Consider the following 24769-nt stretch of genomic DNA (forward strand, 5'->3'; position numbering starts at 1 on the left):
AAAATGTTAAACAGTATCTAAACCGGTATTTGAGCATTTACTACTTTATAATCGATAAACCTAAGCGGTAAATTAGTCCTAATTACTAATCTTCTAATATTTCAAAGAACCTTCTCCAGACAAGTGATTTCTTGTCTCAACTACTTATTATTTAATATCCTATCGGTTTTATTGTAAATTTTCGCAAATAGGCATGCGGATACACGCGGTAAGAATTTAAAACCGGTTGCGAGGTATCACCTACGCCGGTAGTTTTATAATCCAGATTAATCGTAATTCCGTCTGCCTTTTTCAATTGAAATGCATAGAGCGCCCTTGTGATGTTTTCAGTTGTAAACGCATGAACATTAAAATTGAAATGCTGATCCATGGAAAACATAAGACCTTTTCCTTTTCCATTCGTCATTTTTAAATAACGATTGTCCATTCTCAAGCCATAATCCTGCGGGACCAAATAGGGCTCGTACATTTCATCTACAGTTGAATTGTAAATACCAAGTCTGTACCCACTTTTACGATCAGGATAATTTTCCTGGGGACCTCTGCCATACCATTCCACCTGGTCATATTCATTATCCATCATCAAACTAATTCCAATTCGTGGCAGCAACTGAGGCATTTTACCCTGTGGCATTACCTCGTGGTTAACCTCAACAATGCCATCGCCATAAATCCTGTACTCATAGATACTTTCAAAACCGCTTATCGCTCCGGCTGCCCCTCCTTCAATAAGAAAATTAAGACTTGAAACATCATCATCCTGCCTGGTGAGCGCAACTTCGCGTACATAAATATATACCATACCTTCTGCCTCATCAGCTCTTACTTCAAGTGGAACAAACTTCAGCTCATCTACTCCCTGAGAATATAAATCTGTAGCCATGGTAGTTCCATATTCTGGTTTCCAATAGGTCTGGCTAAAACTTCTGCCTGCCCACCTGTCATTTTGATTGTTGACCGGAGCCCGCCAAACATTTAGTTTTACAGGAGCTTGAAGCATCTCGTCTCCATTTATCAACATGGATTTTAGTTCTCCTGCTGTTTTGTCAAAGGTATAAGTAAATCCTTCGCCGGAAACTATATGTGATTCCCCTGTGGTTGACAGTGTTGCCACCTTTTCTGTTGGGACTTTTGGAGGTTCCGGCAGGTTCCACCTTGATAATTCAAATTGGTCCCATGATACTTCATGTCCTTTATCTGCCCAGGTCTCATCATCTACTAAGGATGAACTTATATTGAGCCTGTATTCTTTACCGGCAATAATCTCAGGTTTTGTGTAAGGTATAACCTGCTTCATTCGTCGACCGGGTTTTATATCTAAGTTTAATTTACCTTCCTGAAGTACTTTATTATCTTCGGTAAGTGTCCAGGTTGTTTCCCAATAAGAGGCATTTGTAAAATTGCTTCGGTTCCAAACTTCAACAACTCCTTTTTCCCCGTTCAATAATTTAAATGAAATTGGCTGTGCCGATTTTTTCATCTGCCATATCTCCGGCTGTGGGGTGCGATCTGCCCATATACTGCCATAGGTTCGGGCACCCATACCATTGCTGTAATATGTTCCTCCGTTTGTTGTTCTCTCAAAATCTAACCATAAAATGGCATCGGATGGCTTCATATCGCTACCTGGTGCCACAGCTTTAGCAAATAACTTTACATTATCAATCTTCGAATCAGAGGTATAGTCTTTCGTATCCTGCGTTTGAGATTCGGCGTTTCTCCCGACGTTTACAGGGTACGGTAAATTTTTAATTTCCCCGCTCACTTTCATACTTGCGGCTTCTGTCTCGTCTATAAAAATCTTCATTTGGGTTCCATCGTAGGAAGCAACAATGTTATGCCAATTTCCTTCCCAATTTCCGGGAAGTGCTGCACTTAATACCTGTTTCTCGTTTGTAAAAATGTAAAAGTCCAGGGTATTTTTTCCGTTTTGTACCACTCCAAACTGGTTGCTCCCTTTTGTTAAGAAATTACCGGAACTACGATTTAACAACCGGGGATAAACATCCATCATAATGGTCAACTGATCTCCCGAAATTTCTAAATTCTCACTTCTGTATATTTCAACCCATTCATCATGCCCGTTCAGATTCAGACATTTTCCGTTTATTCCTTCTACCAGTTTTGAATTACCCATTGCGTAGCTTGGTGTTTCAAACGGTGATTTATCAGATAGAATACGAACCGAGTCGGTTAAACCATTACCAACAAAATCCCATATTGCACCACCCATAATTCTCGGATGCCTGTAAATAACCCGCCAGTACTCATCAAGTGCTCCACCACCATTACCCGTTACAGAAAGATATTCATCCATAAATGAAGGCCTGTTATCAGTCGTATCAAGTCCAAGATTGACTTCTTCCTGCAGTGGTGATGGATAACGTGGCCCAATTATATCTTCGGAAGGATGAACCATATCATTTCCGCCATACATCCAGTATCGTGTAGGATCGAGTCTTTTACCTTCCTTTACGACCTCCGTTATATTCTCTCCCTCTCCGGCTTCGTTGCCGGCACTCCAAAACAGAATACTTGGATGGTTTCGATCACGAAGTACCGCTTTTCGGGTTCGATCCCTGTACATTTCAGTATACTCTGGCAATTCTGACATATATTGAGTGGCGTGACATTCATTACCCACCTCGTCAACAATAAAGAGACCGTATTCATCCGCCAGCTCCAGGTACCTGTTGACCGGAGGATAGTGTGAAATACGAACCAGGTTAAAATTGAATTGCTTCAACAGTTCCATGTCTTTACGGATGGTAGCTTCATCCACAACATGACCCATTTCCGGATGCTGCATATGCGTATTTGTACCGTTCAGTTTTACCGGCACACCGTTTAGGTAAAAAACGTTCCCAATGATTTCTGTTTTCTGGAAACCAATTCTGGTCTGTATTTGATCAACTACATTGCCCTCGCTGTTGAGTAACTCCATTCGCAAATCATATAGATTTGGAGTTTCTGAAGTCCACTTTTCCGGTTGTTTAACTAATTCTGAAAGACTAATGGTTTGCTTACCGTTTTTCACATCGAATTTCGGACTTTCAATGGTGGAAATCTCCCGACCGTTTCTCTCCAAAGTTGCATTCAACTTATGACCCGTTAAATTCGTGCCATAGTTTTTCACATCTACATTGAGAGACAGTTTTGAGTCAGTATAACTTTCATCAAAATCAGTGATTACCTGCCAATCAAAAAGACGAACCTGTGGTGAAGCATACACCCAAACATCGTCAAAAATACCGGCCAAACGCCAATAATCCTGTCCTTCCAAATAGTATCCATCTGAGAACTTCAACACTAAAACCGCAATCGTGTTTTTACCAGGGTTCAAATAAGATGTGATATTGTATTCCGAAGGTTCTTGAGCACCTTCGTTATATCCAACTTCTTTACCGTTCACCCAGACAAAAGAAGCTGAGGCAACTTTTTCAAAATGTAAAAATACTTGCTCACCTTGCCAATCAGATGGCAGCTCAAATGACTTGCGATATGCTCCGGTAGGATTGTATTCATCCGGTACTTCCGGAGGTATTACTGCAAATTCGCCTGCTGACTTTTTTTCCTCTTCTGTTCTTCCGTATTGATAGGTCAAACTGATATTTCGGAACATTCGGTCTCCATAACCTTTCATTTCCCAGTTGGATGGAACATCAATTTGATCCCATCCTGAATCATCAAATTCTGTTTTAAAGAAATCAGTTGGGATACCTTCAGTCACATCACAGTAAAAGAATTTCCAACTACCATTTAGTAAAATATTTTGCTCCGGAATATGAAATGCTCTGCCTTCCTCCTGACCCTGCTCAAATACCTCAGTATTCTCGATGTAATAGGATAGGTTATTTAAAAAATCTCCCTTTTGAGCCCATACTGAAGTAACACAAAACGTGCAGGCTAAAAGAATCAATATTTTGTTCACGTTCATTTTCAACATTGTTAAAATCATTCTATTTGGAAAAATTAAACTCATCGGGATTTAGTACTTTATCGGTGATTCTGATGCTATAAATTGCTCCTTTAAACCAGGAAATTTTGTTCTGACGAACGCCAATGGAAGTTTTTCCTTTTTTAAGGGATGCAAAATCGACATCGCCTTCCAGTTCCTTTTGTCCGTTAACAAACGTGGCCTGTTCTCCATCTTTAACGGTAAAGGCAATATGGTACCATTCGTCCAGGGGATGAGTCAATTCCGGAGACATTAACACAACCCATTTTTTTCTGGATTCGAACATGCCATCTAAATACCAGGTATCAGCATTCGATCGCATCTCCATTAGTAAACGATCCTTTTTCACCGTACCGGTGTGAAAGTAGCGCTGTTCCTGATTACCTCCACTGTCGAAACGGATAATCATTTCAATGGTAATTTCAGTTAGATCTTTTAACGGCATTTCATCAATAAAAATAGCGTCGTCTTTACCATCAAAGTGAACCGCACTTCCATACGGAGAATCAATTTCCATCGGATTACCAACAACCGTTACATTTTCATTAGCGTCAATTAAATCAGAGATGATATAAACCACCTCTGATTTTTTGATCTGCGCTAAACTATGTATGGATGTGAAAAATATTAATAGGCCTGTTAACAGCGATATGTGATAAATCGAATTTTTTCTCATCTAAACTTTGTATTGTTTTTACACTTTTAAATCTTATCCTGTTATGGTGCTTGTATAAGCCCTTCCCACTTAACAACCCAGGAACCGTCATCAGGGAATCCGGGTGCATTTCTATCCGGTGCTCCTTCCCAGCCTGCAGCCATTACAGCAACGGCGTATAACAAAGCACCATTTGTAGGTAAGTAGTCACCACCAAGTCCACGGTTTATACCAGCTTTATCAAAGCCGGTTCCAAGTCCACCGAGCATCGCTTCTACAGCACCTTTAGGATCCCCCATTTTAGCCATGCCTACTGCACTCATTCCTGATCCCCAGCCAACACCACCGGAGATACTTTCAACCCCATGACGGGATGCTGCTCTCAGTTCATTCATCTTAGCCTGAGTGCGTGTTGCAGTTTCGAGCGTTATAGCTTTAGAAGGAGGCATCAAACCAAGGATCCCTGTCAACCACAATGGTCGACCATTAGCACCAACATAAATCCCGTCTTCAATTTTAAATTTTGCCAGTTTATCCAATGCTTCGTCCCACTCTTTATTACGTTCTAATCCCATCCGCTCACGCCAGATTTGCCCTTGCTCAATTCCCCAATGCCAGAAAGCCAGAACTTGAGGATTATCCATGTTGGCTCCCCATTCTCCACGTCCCTGATTAAGGACAATATGATAGATTCCGGTTTCTTCGTCAAGAGTTAAAAAGTCTACCATATATTCTACTGTCCCTGATACTACTTCAGCCCACTTATCAAGTGTTTCAGTCGTAGGGTGTATCTTGTAGTCCAGTTCTGCAAAATGAAGCGGTTGAGGCTGCTTCCATAACAAAGACTGATTGCCTTCCCACGGTGCACTGCGTCCTGACGGACTTGCCGATTTAGGCCATTCTAATCCCTTAAATCCGAATTGTTGTGCCCGTTTACGTGCTGTTGGGATAAAACGTTGATATGACTGTACAGCTTCGTCAGTTAATTCCCAACGATTCCAAAATCCATAATGAGCCTGGTGAAACCAGATTATTTCATAATGAAATTGTCCACGCCAGGGATCTATATTCCGAAGTCCACTTTCAGATGATGGCCAACTTCCAGCTGTCTGTACAGCAGTTACCCATTGCGAAAGAACAATACGACGCTCCAATTCATACCACCTTGGATCGGTACTTTCAGAAAGATCAATAGCACCGCCATTCATCCAGAAGTTTTCCCAATATTCTGCGTTTGCCTTTTTGGTTGACTCAAAATTTGGCACCTCATCACCTATAGGTGTCGGTGAGTAAGTAGTACTAAATTCGACGGTTGATACTCCATTTCCTTCAAGATACCAAACCTTACCACCGTCATAAGTTGAAGGAGTTACCTTAGCGCCTTCCGTATAATTCAACGCAACGTAATAAGTAAAATCATCTACTTGTCTTTTAAAGTCTGCTCTTACTTTACTGATTTGTGTTAAGGTGGTTAAATTATTCTCAGTTCGTTTAAAATCACCTACCCAATCAATTTCATTGTTTAGTGTGGGATAAGGAAAATCAAGTGCCACTTTGATTACCCCCCTGGCAAGCAAATCAGACTCTACTTTTACTGAAACCTGATCAGTCTCCGGATTAACATAGGTAGTAACTATCACCTGAAAACCACTGCCTGCTGCTTCTGACGGATTCACCCAATCGCCTTTGGTTACCCAATCACCGCTTACCACAAATCGGGAACTATGCGTTCCGGTCCACAAATCAAGATTCCGGCTACCATTGCTTGTAATATCCTCAACAGTAAGTTCCGAACCGTCACCTCTTACGAACCGTAATCGCCCAAGATTCATAATATGGGGATTATCATACATCCAATTCCTGATTGATTCTTTACCTGCAGGAACAGTATCTGCACCGATATAGCGCTCTCCATTTTTCACATTAATGAAAGATCCGGTCTCTGGAACCTCATCAGGAGTTACACCCTCGGGAAGCGGAAACGAGTGCCATCCCCAGTGCGACATTGTATTTCCGCCAAAGGTTTGAAGTCCCGTTCCATCAACGTTAAAACAAAACTCGCCATTACCCATTGGAATCTGTCCACGCTCTTCCCAACCCCATCGAATGTTGTGACGGGTTACCAATTCATGTCTGTCAATTGGAGTAGATGAATTTCCCTCATTATTGCTCTGAGCAAAACTCACAGTCATTATGAAGAGAGTGATAATGAATAGTTGAAATCGTTTTATAGTCATAATTAGTTTTTCTATGTGTTGATATAATTTTTTTTGAAATTCGGGATTATTAGAAGCCGGTAGCTGTTAACCAATCGTGGAGTCTTTCAATCCAGGTATCCACCGGTAATCCCTTTTTATCCATTCCAAATCCATGTCCGCCCTTGGAATAGATATGGAGTTCTGCTGATTTACCGGCAGCGAGCCATGCTTTGAACAAATCGGGACTTCCTGCTGCAATACGATCGTCAGCCGCACACAATATGAATAATGGTGGAGCATTTTCAGGAACACTCTCCCCTCTTAACCATCCTCCGTATATAGGTGCTGCAAAGTCAGGCATATATTCCGGATCACTGTTAAGAATCACATGTGTAGTAACTCCTGCTCCGGCAGAGAATCCCATTATCCCTACTTTTTCAGGATCGACATTGTATTCACCGGCATGTTCTTTTACATATTGAACCGCTTTTAAACCATCTTCCCCTCCATAGTTACGAGGATTTACAACCGGTTTATTTTCTGAAGAACTTTCCTTTGACATTGCTTTTATCCGCTTTCCAAAGTTGTTCCAAAAATCATCGAACTCTTCGGGAGCTTCGGGAGTCTTATTCAACCGATATTTGAGCACAAATGCTGTAATCCCTTTATTAGCGAGCCATTCAGCAACCGCAGTTCCTTCACTTTCATACGAAAGCCAGACATTACCCCCACCGGGACAAATTACCACTGCTGTACCAGTAGAAATTGATTCTTCCGGCACATATACCTCAAGAGTTGGATCAACAACATTGCGAATCATTTTTGTTTCCGTACCGGGATTGGCAAATTCTACTTCAGCATAGTTCCAATCCTCTGAGCCTGGAGCTTTCCCCTCGTAAAGGCGCACAACTTTCTGTGCATTTACGCTTCCGAATAGAAAAGTCAGAAGGGAAATTATTAAGAGTGTTTTTTTCATTTATGGTTTCTTTTATGGTTTGAATTTCTTGTTGATAGTTTACATTTAATACTTCAACTACAATAATGAACCAGACGGCATTTCAAGCAGCATTTTTCGAATATCCTTATCCGGATCATTAACAACTTTACTCTCGTCGACATCAAAAATCATAGTAGCCCTGTCCTCAACATCATACGAAGCCCAGGGAAGATTTTTGGTGCTTGGATTACCATTACGGGCAAATGCAGCCCAGGCAGCACTTAATTGACGTGATAGTTGTTCCGTTTCTGGAAATAGAGTTAGTCGCATGATTAGTGGAAGATCGCAGGTATGAAATGATCTAAGTTTGCCATCTTCCAGAGGAGTATTGTATTGGCAATAATACATAAAGACTTCTGCCTTACCTCTTGATAATTGCATTTCGGCCTGTTTAACCGCATTGAAGCGGGCTCCACGATCGGTTGAAATACGGAAATACAAATCACTCGGACTATTTTCCGGGTGGTTCTTTTTGTAAAGTTTTAGTAAATCATCCACTTTGTTTTCCGGGATCTTTGCTTTCAACAATGCACTTCGCAATCCTGCATCATCGAGATTGAAAAGTGATTCGTTACTCAATGCAAAAAGCGAAGATTCATCTTTATCGTTCCCAATCAACAATGGAATATCAGCTGAAATCTCAGGAGAATCAGGATACCATGGATCCCTCGGTAAAGAATGATTATCTACAACAGGTCCTACTCTGATTCTACTCTGAGTGCTTATTTTAAATAATTCCTCTGCTGGTATTTTCTGCAAATCGGCAACGTTATCCATTCCCAGTTTCGACATCAGCTCTCTGGCTGATTGTGTAGCAGTTTCAATGTCTGTGGCTTTCCCAACAAAACTTCCGCTTTGAATAGCAGCTTTATGAAATAATCCTTTTGCTGCAGGCATCGCCAATAGAGTGGAAATCTTTGCACCACCACCTGATTCTCCAAAAATCATCACATTATCAGGATCACCTCCAAAATTTTCGATATTGTCACGAATCCATTCCAGGGCTGCAACCAAATCCAGTTGACCGGGATTACCAACTTCATATTTTTTATCGATACCTCCAAAATAGGTGTATCCAAATACATTCAAACGGTGGCTAATACCTACAAGTACCACATCCTGCTCCCTCACATGCCGGTCGGAAAAAACAGCGAGTAATCCGCCACCATCCTGAAACCCGCCACCATGAATATAAACCATTACCGGGCGTTTACCTTTTAAACCCGGTGTGAGAACGTTAAGATTCAGACAATCTTCTCCACTGGGTTGTTGGCTAAGCTCAAATCGATCGGTACGACCTCCAGAAAAATAAGGGCCTAGTCGGTCAGTCTCAAAAATGCTGCGCCCTCCCTGAATACAACGTGGCCCATTGGAGGTGCAATCTTTTACTCCGGGCCAGCTTTGTGGTTTCTTCGGTGGTAAAAATCGTGCTTCTCCGGCTGTTGAATCCCCGTAAGGAACTCCTCGAAAAATCTTGACACCATCAAAGTCATATCCTTTAACTTTTCCGTAAATGGTTTCAGTTTCAACATCTGCCAATGGCAAGCTCATAATTCCGTTTCCTGCCAACATTACTGCCGGGATTCCGGAAAGTGTGGTAATGAGAAAAGATCTTCTATTTATTGGTTTCATAGTTTTATTTAAGCATTTGAGTTTCTTATTTCGTTTGCCAGGTTCCTGGCTTCGCGGTCAGGATCGTTCTTTACTTCGCAGGTATCGTTCCATATCATTACCGCTCCATCGGTAGTATTATATTTTGGCCAGTTCGGGATTCCCGGATGATTCGGATCACCAGTTCGTGCAAAGTTGGTAAGCGCCAAACTCATTTTCTCAGCCAACCTTCGTGGTCTTGCACCACCACCAGTAATAGTGTCCATTAAGTCCGTATTGTTGAACCAGAATGCAATGTCAGTATTGTGGTAAGCTCTTGGTCTCCCGTCATAAAGCGGTGTAGCCCAGTCAAACCAATAGTTGTAAACTGCTCCACCATTTGCCGTTTGTAGTTCTGCTTGTTTTAGCTGACCATTTCGGCCACCCAACATCGACCAGATAGCAACAGCCTTTTTCTCAGGGAATACTTTAGCGTAAGCATCTATCAGCTCATCGATTCTGTTGTTACCAAAAGGTATACCTCTGTCAAATATTCCTCCTTGTTTTGAATTTCGTAATTTGTCTTTCAGCTCATCAAAAGTGATGTCCTCCATTGAAGGATCATTACCACTATGAGACTGTTCTCCGGTGGTATTGCCAATAATCATAGGAATACCTGCTGATATAGCAGGTGCTGTTGGGTCAAATGGATGTTGAGGTATGTGCAAATTATCCAAACAGGGCGCAAATCTTCCAAAACCTCTTCCTAGTCCTGAATCCAGACTTATTTTATAAAGCTCACGCCAAGGGATTTCCTGTATCTTATCAATATTTGAAGGGCTGATTCCTGCAGCTTTAAGAAGGGCATTTGCAGATTCGGCCTGGGCTTCGTAGGATGCAACGTTTAAAGCAGCACCGCTTATAGTCATGGCTTTATGGAAAAGCCCCTTTGCCTCTGGCATAGCCATTAGAATACTTACTTTAGCGCCACCACCCGACTGGCCGAAGATGGTCACATTTCCAGGATCACCTCCAAAATTTATGATATTCTCGTTTACCCATTTCAGGGATGCAACACAATCCTGCATTCCGGCAGTAGCGGAATCTTTGTATTTTTCGCCCCCGATGGCACCAAGGTTTAAGAACCCAAACATATTGAGGCGGTGATTGATTGTTACTACAACTACATCTCCAGTGTTACTCAGGTTTTCCCCATTATAGGCATCAAGTTCGTGTGAAGAGCCTCCGGCAAAACCACCACCGTGGAACCAAACAAGTACCGGCCGCTTTGTATTATCATTTATTTCCGGGGTCCACACATTAACAGACAAGCAATCTTCTCCAAATCGTTTATGGCCCCAGTTGTAGGTAAAACTATTATCAAAATGGTCAAAACTAGGCTCGAACGGATAGCCTAAGCCAGCTTCAGCTGGAGCTGCATTTCCCCAGTATAATGCATTTCGCACACCGGTCCATGGCTCCGGCTCTAGAGGAGCCATAAATCTATTTTTTCCTGTTGTTGAATCTCCGTAAGGTATTCCTTTATAAGTATAAATTCCGTTTCTACGGTAACCCCTTACTTTCCCATATTTCGTTTCAACAATAGCTCCATTTTCTGATACTTCAACTGTTTGTTCCGGTAAGGACTCTTTTGGTTCGGATTCAGTAGAACAGGAGGACAAAGTTATTCCTCCAAATCCAAGTGTGGCAGATCCCAAGCCTATGGTTTTTAAAAAGTTTCTTCTGTTATTATGCATCGATTTAGGTTATAAAATTTTATTTATGTTAGTAGGATTCAGGTTTTTCTTAGAATATTTGAAAAAGAAAATAACCGATCTACACAATGAAAAGTTAATCTCGTTATATCGAGTTTGCAGTCCTTGTACAGGAAACAGATAGTCAAGAATCAAATTTCAAACTCACCCCTTCTAAACGAAAAGCAATGAGTCATAATTCTTAACTTTAAATGATATTTTGCTATTGATCAGAAAATATCACATTGATCATAAAAATAGTATAGAGTAAGAAAGGAAGATACCTTCTTTCGAAGATACCTCCCTAACTCTAACCAAACTAACTATTGAGTATAGCCGTCATTTTGTGGAAATCCTTTCATCAAATCCAACTGAGATTGAGGAATAGGATAGTTGACCATATAATCTTCCATTTGAACTCCGTGAACATTACCAGAATTTGAACCACCCTGGAAATGAAGATTCACTCTCTCTACTAACACACCAAGCCTTTTAAGCACATACCAACGCGAAGATTCTAGAGCCATCTCACGTGCATGTTCTTCAAGATAGCTATCCAAATCTATTGTTGTATAATCGTGGTTATTGTCTCCAAAAGCTCTTCGTCTAACCATATTGATATACTCTAAAGCTTTTGTATCCGTGTTACTTCCCGATAAATGCCAGTGAGCTTCAGCTCCAAAAAGCAGGGTTTCTGCAAATCGATAATGAACAAAATTTTGGTAACTCTGATCCGAACTTGCCGGTTTGTCTGGATCATGGAACTTTTTCAGACTAAAATGGTACCTCCTAAAATTATCTTCAATAGAGGATTCCGGTAGAGGTTGACCAAAATTCGGGTGGTCTGGATTATTCACAATATAATTTTGTTCATAATAATACGTCGTATATCGCTTATCATTTTCCCGATCGTATAAAGACTGGCAATAGTCATTGGGGAAAGCCCATCCGAATGCTAATCCTCCATACTTAACTTCCGGGATCATTTCTCCACTCGATAATTCGTAAATGCGGCAATTGAACATACTTGCTAAAGCGGAAGGTCCACCACCGGCAAGTTCATTTCCACCTCCTAAGGCGCGACTTGCCTGGTAGGTATAAAGTGACTCCGCATGGTTCTTATCTCCCGTAAATACTTCATCCACTTCTACGAGATGATAAATACCACTTTCAACAATAGCATCAAACTGATTAACAGCCTCTTGCCAATCTTCCTGCCACAAAGCACTAACTCCTCTTAAATGTCTTGCAACGCCTTGGCCATATCTCCCTGGTTCAACCTCCCAGTCAAGTTTTGATATGGCAAAATCAAGATCACTGTCTATTAATGCCCAAATATCAGCGGGATCTGCAGGTGTATAATCTATTTCATCTATGTTCTCAATTGTTGTAGGCTCAGGTTTAAAGAGGATATTATTATAAGTTGTATACAATTGCATGTATACCTCAGCCCGAATTGCTCTGGCTTGAGCCAATAATATATCTTTCTTGGTCTGATCCATTTCTATATCTGGTGCGTAAGCAATTATCGCATTGCTTCTGTCAATAATATAATACAATCGCCCCCAATTTTGCATGGGCCAATTAGCATTATATCTATTAGGATTATAGCATTGATCCAGGTTTACTCGTCCTATACCTAAGTCGGTAGCAATCCGGAAAAATACACTTGAAAATATAGAACCTGTACCTTCGTCGTAATTTAATTCCCGCATTTTATTGTACAATCCGGTAACACCGGCTTCAAGGCCGGCTTCAGAGCTATATATGTAATCAGCATCTATCGCATCAATTGGTGTCTCATCTAGCTGATCAGTACATGAGAAGATAAGGAATATACTTAATAGGGTATATATTTTAAAAATTACTTTCATTTTACTAAAATTTTAATTTTTAACTAATTAAAACCCAATTTGAAGTCCACCGATTACCGAAACAGTTTCCGGGTAGGAACGTGCATCGTTTTCCGGGCTATAGGCTTCAAAATCGGTTATTGTAAATAGGTTCTGGCCAGTGCAATACACTCTTACTTTAGATAAACCTAACCTACTGATAACGGCATCGGGTAACGAATATCCGATTGTCACATTTTGGAGTCTGATAAATGAAGCATCCTGCAAACCAGCAGTAACATTACCTTGATCCATAAATCTTCTTCCAGTCGCTTCTAACGGCCTTGGACGAGTTCCATCGGTATGTTCAGGAGTCCAATAATCCTGTTTAATACCATTTAAAATACCTCTTGGGTTACCACCTGTCCAGTAATCAACCAGGAAAGTATTAAACTTTGTTACTCCCTGAACAGTATAGAAACTAGCTGAAAAATCAAGTCCTTTGTATGTCATATCCAGGTTAAATGTACCATACCAGTCTGGTGTCTGATCAGTTATCACTCTATCATCCGGATTCAACACTCCATCGTTGGGATCCCTGTCCCAAACTTGAATATCTCCAGGTTCAGCATTTGGAGTGTTTGATGCTGCTACTTCCTCTGCAGTGCTAAAAATACCAACCATCTTATAGTCGTAGTAAACATCTATCGGTTGGCCAATGAACCAACGATTGGCAATATCATCATCTTCAATACCATCTCCATCGTTGTCTTCGCCATACAGACTTATTATCTTGTTTCTGTTTAAATTAAACATCGCTCCAAGACTTAATGTAAAGTCTGAATTTCTAATTACGTCTCCGTTTAGAGCAAACTCAAGCCCTTTATTTTCTATCTCTCCAAGGTTTACAATTTTGCGCGAATATCCGGTTACCTGCTCAATTGCTCTGTTCACCAATAGATCTTTTGTTCTGGTCCTATAATATTCGATGGTTCCTGTTACTCGATTTTTTAGCAAGCCATAATCAAGTGCAATATTTAACGAAGTAGTTGTTTCCCATTTTAGATCGGGATTTGGTAGAGTTCCTCCAGGTAAAAGTCCGGCAGTTTTGGAACCACCGAAAATATAATCGTAAGGAAGAACTGTATTTAAACTTTGATAAGGTTGAATACCTTCATTACCAACACTTCCGTAACTACCGCGTAATTTCAGGACGCTAATAGTTTCGCTGTCAATTAAAAAATCTTCGTTGTTTATATTCCATCCGGCTGCAACTGCAGGAAAGTATCCCCATTTATTATTGTCTCCAAAAACACTAGATCCATCAGCCCTCATGGATGCTGATAAATAATATTTTCCACCATAATTGTATTGAGCCCGGAATACATAAGACAATAAGTTTCTTTCTGTAGCAAAAATACTTGGTTGATTTACACCGGCTGCGAGGTAGTAAATACCGATCGCATCACTTGGAATGTTGGTTGCTTCGTTTAGAAAACGAGAATATTTTGATTTCAAATAACTCTGAACAAATGTAAGATCCAGTGCATGCGTACCATCACCTAAATTTGGTTTATAAGTTAAAATATTCTCCAGCTGCCAATTTGCATTGTCAGTATAATCAATCGATCCCAATCCAACTCCACCTGCTAATGTGCCCGATAGTGATTTTGATGAGTTATACAGGTAATTCTTTCGATTTAATCCATTTCTACTCGCATTCAACCTATACTTGAATCCATTAAATGGAGTTACGTCCAGAAAGACATTCATAATAGTCCGGCTTTCCTTCGTATCATTTGTAATTTCCTGTAAATCAAGCAATGGATTCCAGCTATCTTGTACATCACTTGGATGAAGTTTTAAAGAGCCATCATCATTGTAAACTTGTCCTAATGGTGATGTTGTAATTGTTCTCACCAACATTGCAGCGGCAGGTTCATTTGTTGCATGGCTAGTTCCAGGGTTTTCCTTTTGAGAAATTTGCCAGGAAGAATTAACCCCCGCTTTTAACCAGTTCGTTAATGTTTGATCAACATTTAAACGAACAGTTCCGCGATCATAATCGGTTCCTTTAATAATTCCTTCCTGACTAAAATAGTCAATACTTGTAAAAACCTTTGTCTTTTCGGTTCCACCGGTTATGCTGACATTATGATTTGTTATAGGTGCAAGTTGCAACACTTTATCCTCCCAATCAATATAATCACCACTTGAGATGGTTTCTAGTTCATCAGCTGTAAACACCTGATCATCTGGCAAGAAATCTCCGTCAGGTCCTCCATTAGCGCGAAATGCCTCTCTTTTATAGGCGATAAATTCATCTCCACTATAAGCTTCAAAATGTTTTTGAACAGTTTGCAAACCAAAATACCCAGAATAGCTAACCTGAGTTTCTCCCGACTTTCCTCTTTTTGTAGTAATTAAAATCACTCCGTTTGACGCTCTGGCTCCATAGATAGCCTGGGCAGCAGCATCTTTAAGTATCTCCATATTTGAAACATCATTCGGATTTACCTCATTGATGTTTGTTACCTGTACTCCATCAACTATTACGAGAGGATCGTTACCTCCATTTATTGATCTTTTCCCTCTAATCAAAATTGAAGAACTACTTCCAGGACTGGCATCGGCAGTTGTAATTTGAACACCAGTAGCCTTACCACGAAGCATTTCACCTAAATCCGAGCTGGCAACTTTTACCACATCATCAACTGCAACAGATACGACCGAGCTAACCACATCACTTTTCTTCTGTGTACCATATCCTACAGCAACAACTTCCTCTAGTCCAATATTACTAAGTGCTAAAGTTGTATTAACCGTACTTTGTCCATTTACAGGCACCTCGATTGTTTCCATTCCCACAAAGGAGAACTGAAGTATAGCATCATCACTCGGAACTTCAAGCGTATAATTTCCATCCATATCGGTTGTTGTTCCAATGGTCGTTCCCTTTACAACCACAGTCACTCCGGGTAGTGTTTCTCCGTTTGAATCAGTTACCGTACCCTTCACCAACTTTTGCGGCTTCAGTTCGGAAGGTTCTTCATCTATTTCAGGAACTTTTGTATTTTCTTCTTCTAAGATTACTATCTGTCTGTCGTAAATTTTATAAGAATTGTTCGTTCCTTTCAGTACCTGATCAAGGATACTTTCTACTGTTTGGTCAACAACCTGAACATCCACTTTTCTGTTGACGTCAACAGTGTTCTCATCATACAGTAAAATAAATTCACTGCTTTTCTCAATTTCAAGAAACACCTGTTTCACACTAACTTCCGAAAGATCAAGATTAAATTTGGTTTGTTGCGAATAGGAATCGTTTGCTGCAGAAACAGCAACGACTGAAAGCAACAGGATAGTTAGTAATTTCATCTTTAATAGAATTTTGGCCATACTTCCTCTAGGGAAGTAAAGCGCTGTTCGCTTTTTTTTCATAATTTTGAAACGTTTAGATTAAATACTTTATTTAATTTAGTTTGAAAACCGGAGAGCCTGCCCGCTAACCGGTTTTCTCTTTTTATTTCATAGGAATCTCCTCCATTTTATTCGTAATAAATACTTTACTCCCATCAATTCGGTAGTCCATTTTTGCTACATCTGACAGAGCTTTTAATACATCATCCAATGAATCTTTTAAATCAAGTTTTCCGGTAATTTTCCTATTTGTGTTGAAATCTTCCGGAACAACAAGTTTTACGTTGTAATAGCGTTCTAATTTGGTCAGAACATTATCCAGATTTTGTTGTGAAAACTCAAACCAACCTTCTGTCCAGGCAAGGTAAACATCTGCATTAGGTTCCTCAGCTACTACAATGTCGTTTTCTTCTTTATCAAACGTTGCCTTTTGATAAGGTTTTAACTCAACACTGTTTTTACTAATACCAAATGCTGTCTTTTTTCCTACAACTACACTTCCTTCTACAAGAATGGTTTCAATGTGCTCATCATTGGGATAAGCAGAAACATCAAAATAGGTTCCCAGTACTTTTACCCCTATATCGTTGGCATTAACAATAAATGGCTGCGACTCATTTTTTGTGACCTTAAAACAAGCTTCACCTTCAAGATATACTTCTCTTGTACTTTTTGTAAATTTTGTTGGGAATGCAAGTCGACTTCCGGCATTTAGCCAAACTTTTGTTCCATCTGCAAGCAACAACTCAGAGCTTTTGCCATAGGGAACAATTACTTCGTTCATTTTAGTGTCGTCGGTGTCCTTTTCCTCATTTTCCGACAGATCAATCACACTTTCATCGTTGATAGTAATTTTCTCCTTGTCATCGATAGAAATAGTTGACTTATCATTCTCAAGATCAATCTCTTCACCATCAGATAGAACCAAACGAGCATTCTCGGTACTATTAGGTATATCCGAAGATGCAAATTGATACTCCAAATTCCGGTTATTTAAATAGGAATATCCCAAAATCCCTAATGAGATAACTATTAGTACTGAAGCAGCAATTGTAATTGTGCGACGAAGATGAATTGTACGGGCTCTATTCTTGTATGATTTATTAAATCGATCAATGTTATGCCACATCGACAACACCTCTTCTTCGTCAAGAATGTCGTATCTATCTTTTAGTAAAAGAACAATTTCTTTGGCTGTATTAACCTTGCTCTGTAATTCGGGGTGATTAGCAATGAAAGTACTCCACTCCTCATTTTGATGGCCTTTTAAAATCCAAGCGACAAATTGTTTGTCTTCGAGAAAATCTTCCAGACCATATTTTAAGTATTTTTTATCCATCTTTCAGTTTGATCATTATTGATTCGGAATTATCTCCTTTCTGGAAAAGCGAAATTCCTTATTCGTCACAAAGACATTAATTGCCTCTGTTTATTATAGAAAGATGTGGATGAAAATTTTGTGGACAGTATTCGCTAACTTTTTTTTGGAAAAAGTATTTCTTTAGCGTAAAACGACAGGAAAAACACAATACTGCTCTTACCTTCAACTGCCTTACGTAGAGACTTTAAAGCTCTGAACACTTGCTTTCTCGCTGAATCATATTTTAGGGAAGTAATTTCACAGATTTGATCATACGAAAATTCACATATATAGCGGTAGTATAGGATTTCACGCTGTTTTGGCGCTAACTCGTTAAATCCGGCTTGCAAAAGTTGTTCTCTTTCCGTTAGCTCCTCTTTTTCAATCAACTCCTTCTCTACCGAATAAACGATTTCTGCCTGAAAATATTCTTCATCTGTGGTGTCAGAAAACACATTACTTTTCCGAATACTTGTTGCCAGTTTTCGACGAAAGGATGCAATAAGATAGAAGCCAATATTATCTGTACCGTGAAGATTTTTCCGTGTTCGAATCAAATCGAAAAAAAGATCCTGGATGGTGTCTTTTATCAATTCATCGTCATTTGTAAACTTTTTACCGTATCGATAAAGTCCCTGTACATGCTGATAATAAATATGAGAAAGTGCATAATCTTCCCCTTTAAGGAAGTCTTCCCATAATTCTTTATCTGCGTTTATATTCATAAGTACTGGACAAATATAAATAAATTGAAAGGAGAATTTGAAATTTATTTCAGTACTATATTCGCTATCGTTAATACCATTAATAACAAAAATAAGAAATCCGACTAGCTTAAAGAAGTACAAGTAACCGCGGGAATTGTCATATAGTATACCTTTATGGCTATTTAATAGCTAATATTAGAAGAATATTGATACAGTTTCCTGACAAACTTAGAAGCTTCATCATGATCCGTAGAATCTTCTTAAGATTTTATGCTATTTAATAAATCCTCAAGATGACTTAAATCCTCTTCCTCCATTTTTAGTTTTGTTATATACGCTCCAAATTTCTTCATAAACATATCAGCTACTTTTGTTTTATCATGCAGTTTCACTTTCTTCAAGAATCCAACTAACTTTCTGTTTTTCCCAGAACCTTCATAACACTCTAGCACTTCAAATGATGCAACGTTTTTTCTTACATCTTCGGATAATTTGTCAATATTTTTTAGAGTATTGTCCGAATTAAACAAATCTCGAATATCAAAACGGATCCATCGCGACATCTCTGTCAAAACCTCATCAAGATTGACCTGATTTCGTCTTAAACTTTCTTCTTGAAGATGCTCAACCCTTATCCTTATCTTATCCCTATCCATTAACTGGGAAGATTTGACATAAATGTTATTTTTAGAAGCTGTTTTCACGTCGTATGCTTCTTGGTAGGCAGCAGCATAAGTACTTCCAGCTGCTACTAGTTGTGCGAAATTTTCTTGTTTTACTGTTAATTGCATATTAGTTCATATAAGATTGATGACTCTATTTCTATTCTTAATTTCTCACTGGCATTAATAGTATTGACCATTTCTCTTGTATTAACTCCAACCTCTGAAAAAAAATGACACATAGCAGACCACCCGAGCGAATGAACCTGTAAAATGTCCTTTTTCATTTCTGTTAATATCGTTCGGTAAATCTCAGAATTTCCAGATAGAGGAATACCACAAATTGCAGGTTCAATCCAATCTAAATCACTTAGCATCTCTAAAACTGCTTTCGTCTGATTTGCATCAAATTCTCCTTCACTAAGTCGGGAAGTGATAAAAGAATATAGATCAGATATGGGAATTTCCTTGTTGCCAATTTTTAGTGTTGTTGATTTCATTATACAAGTTGTTTATCAATTTCGTACTTAATATCTATTTTCCCGAATGATTTAAGCAGAGCAATTTTCCATACTCCCAAAAGCTTTTTATCGTCTTCAATGAGTTTCATGTCATTTTGTTTTGCACGAACAAATAGGATCCCATTTTCGATTCTAGCCGGGCGAATACGAAGGAATTTATTATAGTGCTCGGTATTGTTCTTCAGAATTCCGAACATTACTTTCCATTTTAACAGTAAATTTTCGGGGCAATTTATTCCTTCGGTGGTTTTGTTGTCCCAATTTTCGGCAACCGATTCCACGTTTTCAATTTCGAGGCCATGGGCATTTTTCCATCCTACTCCTTCGTAGTGGTTAAAGAAGGCATTTGTAACAGCAATAGGGTTTTTAAAATTCTTGAAATAGAATATTTCTAAAACTGAAAAAAATCTCTGTCTAAAAAGAGAGTTCTTATCATTCTTTATATTCTTATCATTCTTGTTAGGGTCTTGCTGCTGTTCTGCTGCTGTTCTGCTGCTGTCTTGCTGCTGTCCATCTTGCGGTATTGGCTGGTGTATTTCCTGCTGTTCTTTTTTCTGACATTCGTCGAAATTAAGGATTGTAATTATTTGTGTTACAGACTTTTTGCCAAGTACAATCTGCTGTTCTTCTGCAAGGTCTTTTAAAAACTTTCTAACTTTTGTGCGCGACCATCCCCATCGCTCGGAAAGTTTGGGTTCACTCCAACCTACCTGACCACGTTCGACCTTTACTTTTACATCGCGGACATAAAAGAATCCGGGTTTGTGATTAGCCAAAATTAAGAGATCAATCCATGCTTGTCCTCGCGAAAATGGCTTGATTAACCAGAGGGGATTTTCGGCAATTTTGCGATATAGTTTTATCCAACCTTCCATATTATTAATTTAAATTATCGACTTGATGTTGACTAAAAAAAGTCGTACAGTTGTAACGGAGTAGACAGATCGAAGAGGGTTCCTGCTTTTCTTTAATCATTCCGGGCTTGTATTTGCGGCCAAAATCGAGTTCGAAACAAAAGTATTCGGTCCAGGTCATTCTGGCTTTATCTTGGGAATTATTGCCTATAAATTCGTGAATTACCTCCATAATTGTATTGGTAAGAAAATGATTTGGATAAAACACGTTAACCGAATCGCCTTTGAAAACTACATAAGCGAGTAATTCGAAGTATTTATTTGGAAGTAGACCATGTAGTTGAGGCTGCCAAGTTCTTCCACGTCCATCAACGTAAGTACCGGCATATACTTTGTAACCGTTAAAAATGTCGGTTACTTCGTTCGTATGACGAATGGATTCTTTAAGGCACTTGATAGCAGGATCTAGTTTCTGCTTTGCTTCGCTAGCAACAAGCCTACGGTTGGAGGTTAATTTTTGTTGCGATGTCGGTTTTCTCATATTTAACTTTATGACATCGCCAAGCGCGGGGAACGCATTACGAAAATATGTATTTTTGTTTTAGAGACTAAAAAGTAAGGCTTCGATTTTATTAACACCTCATCACAAATCTTTTTTGTAACTTTAGAGTATCCGAAGGGCTGTTTTTAATGAAGTCAGTCAAAATTCAGTCAAAATAGCATTTACACCAAATTCATAACAATCTTATTTATTTATCATTACAACATTTTCAGCCACCTTTCTGGGGGACCAGGGGTCGCAGGTTCAAATCCTGTCATCCCGACAGAATCAAAAACAAAAAAACATCAAAAGCCTGTAAATCGTATGATTTTCAGGCTTTCTTATTTTAATAGCAGTCAATAAAAAAAGCTGCTCTATACAAGAACAGCTTTTCGATGATTGGTATTAATAGTTATTAATTTCCGTTCATTTCAAGTATCTTAAACTCAGTTCTACGGTTTTTACGATGGTCAGCCTCCGAACATGCTACTCCATCGTCGCATTCATTTACCAACTGTGTTTCACCGTAACCCATTGCAGTTATTCGGTCTGCACTTATTCCTTTGCTAACGATATATCCTACAGCTGAATCTGAACGTTTCTGACTAAGAACTTTATTATATTCATCGCTACCGCGACAGTCGGTGTGTGATCCTAACTCAACTTTCCAGTCAGGATTATCATTCATAACTTTTACCAGTTTATCCAGCTCAACTTCCGATTCGGGTAAAATATCCCATTTATCAAAATCGTAGTATATATTCTCCATTACGAACTTCTGCCCAACCTTAACTTTTTCAATCCACAAGGTATCCTTAATTACTCCAAATGGTTTACCAACTGTTGAAATGGTTTTCGAATCGTTCATGTAACCATCCATAGTTGTTGCAACGTTATAGCTTTTATCTTTTTCCAGTTCCTGCTTGAACAATAGTCCAACAATAGCTTTAGCAACTCCTCCGAAAGTAATTTTCGCATCTTGTACCGGCTCCATTGTCTTTTTATCCATTACAACAAGCTCAAGATCATAAGAACCCAGTTTTTCAAGAAGAACTTTATAAATATCGTCGCTGCCCATACCACCTTCTTTGTTCGAGCAGTAGTAACCAATTTCTTCGTCCGGATGTATTACAAAACCAAAATCGTCGCCATCAGAATTCAATTCTGTTAGCTCAGCAACACCTGTTATATTGCCTCCAAACATCCCAACATTATAGATATCCAGATCATCACCCGAACCTCTTCCATTTGACGAAAAGATAAGGAATTTACCTTTGTGGATAAACGGGAACATTTCATTTTGATCGGTATTTATGGTCTCACCCATATTTTGCATTTCGCCCCAGCTTCCGTTTGAGCGAACCGACATATAAATATCAGTACCTCCAAAACCTTTATCAGGAATATCAGAAACAAAAAACAATGTATCGCCCGAAGCGGTGATGCTTGGATGACCTACCGAATATGTTGGATCATTAAAAGGGAGTTCACCCGTTTTTTGCCATTCGCCGTTAACTTTTTTAGCAATAATAATTTTTAAACGAATGTCAGCTTTTTGATAAACCTTGTTTCTTACTTCAGGATTTTCAAAATTACTTAGGGTTACAAATAGTTCGCCGGTAGCTTCGCAATACGAAACCGGTCCGGCATGATAACCCTCACTTGCCGACTCCAACTTAACAGTTTTACCTGTCTTTACATTACCTTTTGAATCGGTTGGGGTGGAATACAGATTATAATAAATTTTCTTATCTGAACCACTATTTAACTTTTCAATCTCCTCATCGGTAAATGCTGAATACCAAAGTTCATCACCTACGAATCCGGGACCAAAATCACTTTGAGTGGTATTTAAATCGGTCTTTTCGGTTTCGAGCTTGACCATTTTTTCAAAGTAGACGCACTTCTGTTGTGCCAGAGCTAACATCGGAACAAATGCAATAAGAATAAGTAATACTCTTTTCATAATTATTTGAATTTAGGATTTTCAGAAAACTTGTTTAACATTATACATACAAATATTAAGAGAGCAATTGCTTCTTAATACGACCCTTATTTTTGCAACTTTCAATTGCATTTCGAGTTACCAAGTTATACCATTTTACGTAATTAACCAAGTCTTTTTCTGAGCATTACCACATTTTCGACGTGATGTGTGTGAGGGAACATATCTACGGGTTGAATTTTCTCAATTTGGTACAACGAATCGAGCAGTGCGAGGTCCCGTGCCTGGGTGGCAGGATTGCAACTAACATAAACAATTTTATTTGGCTCCATGGTTAAAATTGTTTGAATAACATCAGCATGCATACCTGCTCTTGGCGGATCGGTAATTACCACTTCCGGCTTGCCATGTTCGTCGATAAATGCTTCGTTAAGCACATCTCTCATATCTCCGGCAAAAAACGCAGTGTTATCGATTTCGTTCAGCGCTGAATTTACTTTTGCATCCTCAATTGCTTCGGGAACATATTCAATTCCAACTACTTTTCGTGCTTTTCGTGCCACAAAGTTTGCAATTGTACCCGTCCCGGTATATAAGTCGTACACCACCTCATCGCCTGATAACTCCGCAAAATCACGGGTAACTTTATACAGTTCGTAAGCCTGCTCTGAGTTTGTCTGATAGAAACTTTTAGGACCTATTTTAAAAGACAGTCCCTCCATCTCCTCCAGAATATAATCTCTACCGGAAAATACTTTAATTTCCTGGTCGGTGATAGTATCATTCCCTTTAGAGTTGATAACATACAACAGCGAAGTAATCTCCGGAAACTCCTCTTTTACTGCATTTAACAAGGCCTCTCGCACCGATTCATCTTCGTAAAAGAAGCTGAGAATCACCATCAATTCGCCAGTTGTACTTGTGCGAATAATAAGGGTCCTTAATAAGCCTTCCTGCTCACGAATATCAAAAAATGAGAGGTTATTTTTTATCGCATAGTTATAAATAAAGTTTCGGATCGGGTTTGACGGATCGCCCTGTAACCAACACTTTTCAATGTTTACAACCTTATCGAATAAGCCGGGAACATGAAAACCTAATGCATTGGGATCTTTAATTTCGTCATCTTTTTCGATCTCCTCAAAACTCAACCAGCGTTTATTCGAAAAAGTAAACTCCATTTTGTTTCGGTAAAAGGTATTCTTTTCCGAGCCTTTAATTGGCAGCATTTCAGGCATTTCAACCTTTCCGATTCGCGAAAGTTGATCCTGAACCTGTTTTTGTTTATAAAACAATTGTTTTTCGTAAGGAAGAATTTGCCACTTACATCCCCCGCAAACTCCAAAGTGTTTACAAAAAGCTTCAGCCCTGTCGTCGCTATAGGTTTTATATTCCTTTATAATGGCCTCCTGGTAGCGCTTCCTCTTTTTTGTAACCTGTAAATCTACCACATCACCAGGAATTGCCAATTTTGTAAATACTACCACATCGCCAACTCTTGCAACTGCTTTTCCTTCGGCACCGATATCCTCAATTAACACATTCTCGTAAAACGGTTTATTTCTTTTCTTTCTTCCCACTGTAATCAAATTTTCCGCAAATATAATTCATTAATCAATATTGCATTATTATTGCTTTAATGGTCATTTCCCAAATGAAGTTAGATTTTCCCATTATGGGAAAACACTGCCTTTTTGTATACACAAAAGTGATTTTATGTTCCATACCTCTTTTGTTATTTAATCATTTCCTTATATTTGCTATTGATTTAATGG

16 protein-coding genes are annotated in these 24769 nt (G+C 39.1%); all 16 read right to left on the reverse strand.

From position 1 onward, the window contains the following. Window positions 1-151: 151 nt before the first annotated feature. Complete coding sequence (locus SLH46_RS18345; protein WP_320282673.1) at window positions 152-3937, reverse strand: glycoside hydrolase family 2 TIM barrel-domain containing protein; 3786 nt, start codon at window positions 3935-3937, stop codon at window positions 152-154. Window positions 3938-3959: 22 nt separating this feature from the next. Continuing rightward, entirely contained in the window at window positions 3960-4634 is a 675-nt protein-coding gene (locus SLH46_RS18350; RefSeq protein WP_320282674.1) for a LamG-like jellyroll fold domain-containing protein, read from the reverse strand. Window positions 4635-4675: 41 nt separating this feature from the next. After that, window positions 4676-6850 (reverse strand): hypothetical protein, encoded by a 2175-nt coding sequence (locus tag SLH46_RS18355; RefSeq protein WP_320282675.1) that lies wholly within the window; start codon window positions 6848-6850, stop codon window positions 4676-4678. Window positions 6851-6899: 49 nt separating this feature from the next. Continuing rightward, entirely contained in the window at window positions 6900-7787 is an 888-nt protein-coding gene (locus tag SLH46_RS18360) for an alpha/beta hydrolase (protein ID WP_320282676.1), read from the reverse strand. A 57-nt stretch (window positions 7788-7844) separates the two neighbouring features. Beyond that, entirely contained in the window at window positions 7845-9440 is a 1596-nt protein-coding gene (locus SLH46_RS18365; protein WP_320282677.1) for a carboxylesterase/lipase family protein, read from the reverse strand. 8 nt (window positions 9441-9448) lie between these two features. Next, window positions 9449-11155: a carboxylesterase/lipase family protein gene (locus tag SLH46_RS18370; RefSeq protein ID WP_320282678.1), complete on the reverse strand. Its 1707-nt coding sequence runs from the start codon at window positions 11153-11155 to the stop codon at window positions 9449-9451. A 320-nt stretch (window positions 11156-11475) separates the two neighbouring features. Continuing rightward, window positions 11476-13026, reverse strand: a complete 1551-nt coding sequence (locus SLH46_RS18375; RefSeq protein ID WP_320282679.1) for a RagB/SusD family nutrient uptake outer membrane protein — start codon at window positions 13024-13026, stop codon at window positions 11476-11478. Window positions 13027-13053: 27 nt separating this feature from the next. Continuing rightward, window positions 13054-16362: a SusC/RagA family TonB-linked outer membrane protein gene (locus tag SLH46_RS18380; protein ID WP_320282680.1), complete on the reverse strand. Its 3309-nt coding sequence runs from the start codon at window positions 16360-16362 to the stop codon at window positions 13054-13056. Window positions 16363-16507: 145 nt separating this feature from the next. Then, on the reverse strand, window positions 16508-17743 hold the full coding sequence (locus SLH46_RS18385; protein WP_320282681.1) for a FecR family protein: 1236 nt from the start codon (window positions 17741-17743) through the stop codon (window positions 16508-16510). Window positions 17744-17877: 134 nt separating this feature from the next. Beyond that, window positions 17878-18489 (reverse strand): RNA polymerase sigma factor, encoded by a 612-nt coding sequence (locus SLH46_RS18390; RefSeq protein ID WP_320282682.1) that lies wholly within the window; start codon window positions 18487-18489, stop codon window positions 17878-17880. 242 nt (window positions 18490-18731) lie between these two features. After that, window positions 18732-19262, reverse strand: coding sequence for a terminase small subunit (locus tag SLH46_RS18395; protein WP_320282683.1), 531 nt, complete (start codon window positions 19260-19262; stop codon window positions 18732-18734). Then, window positions 19253-19633: a hypothetical protein gene (locus tag SLH46_RS18400; RefSeq protein ID WP_320282684.1), complete on the reverse strand. Its 381-nt coding sequence runs from the start codon at window positions 19631-19633 to the stop codon at window positions 19253-19255. The genes SLH46_RS18395 and SLH46_RS18400 overlap by 10 nt, the downstream gene beginning before the upstream one ends. Next, the gene (locus tag SLH46_RS18405) at window positions 19633-20529 is read right to left on the reverse strand and encodes a hypothetical protein (protein ID WP_320282685.1); all 897 of its coding nucleotides are present in this window, start codon (window positions 20527-20529) and stop codon (window positions 19633-19635) included. The genes SLH46_RS18400 and SLH46_RS18405 overlap by 1 nt, the downstream gene beginning before the upstream one ends. A gap of 4 nt (window positions 20530-20533) precedes the next feature. Next, complete coding sequence (locus tag SLH46_RS18410; RefSeq protein ID WP_320282686.1) at window positions 20534-21049, reverse strand: hypothetical protein; 516 nt, start codon at window positions 21047-21049, stop codon at window positions 20534-20536. Between the two features lie 415 nt (window positions 21050-21464). Next, a complete protein-coding gene (locus tag SLH46_RS18415) occupies window positions 21465-23015 on the reverse strand; it encodes an OmpA family protein (protein WP_320282687.1) in 1551 nt (516 codons plus the stop codon). 143 nt (window positions 23016-23158) lie between these two features. Beyond that, on the reverse strand, window positions 23159-24574 hold the full coding sequence (gene rlmD / locus SLH46_RS18420) for a 23S rRNA (uracil(1939)-C(5))-methyltransferase RlmD (protein ID WP_320282688.1): 1416 nt from the start codon (window positions 24572-24574) through the stop codon (window positions 23159-23161). Between the last annotated feature and the right edge of the window lie 195 nt (window positions 24575-24769).

The organism is Draconibacterium sp. IB214405 (genome assembly GCF_033963885.1).
Taxonomy (GTDB): Bacteria; Bacteroidota; Bacteroidia; order Bacteroidales; family Prolixibacteraceae; genus Draconibacterium.